This window comes from Streptomyces sp. URMC 124 (assembly GCF_051386455.1).
Taxonomy (GTDB): domain Bacteria; phylum Actinomycetota; class Actinomycetes; order Streptomycetales; family Streptomycetaceae; genus Streptomyces.
The window spans coordinates 1-253 of record NZ_JBPQTS010000550.1 but is presented as its reverse complement, the minus strand read 5'-3'; the positions used below and the strand labels follow the sequence as shown (position 1 = coordinate 253).

1 protein-coding gene is annotated in these 253 nt (G+C 57.7%); it reads left to right on the top strand.

Going from position 1 to position 253, the window contains the following annotated elements; all coding sequences use genetic code 11:
* Window positions 1–27 precede the first annotated feature (27 nt).
* A partial coding sequence (locus ACSNOG_RS33655; protein WP_436756464.1) for an amidohydrolase family protein occupies window positions 28–253 on the top strand: 226 nt, incomplete at its 3' end.

Below are 253 nucleotides of genomic sequence, written 5' to 3'. Positions count from 1 at the left end.
TGGCAGGACATCAAGGAGGTCATCAAAGTGGTGACCGAGGATAAGGTGCGCACGGACAACATGTCGCTCATTACCGACGATGTATACCCGCAGACGCTGGTGCGGCTCGGCCATATGAACCATATCGTGCGGCGGGCGATGGAAGAAGGGGTTGACCCCGTAACCGCGATTCAAATGGGCACGATCAACGTTGGTCGCTATTTCGGAATGGAGCTGGACCTCGGCAGCATCCCCCCGGGAAAATGGGCGGACA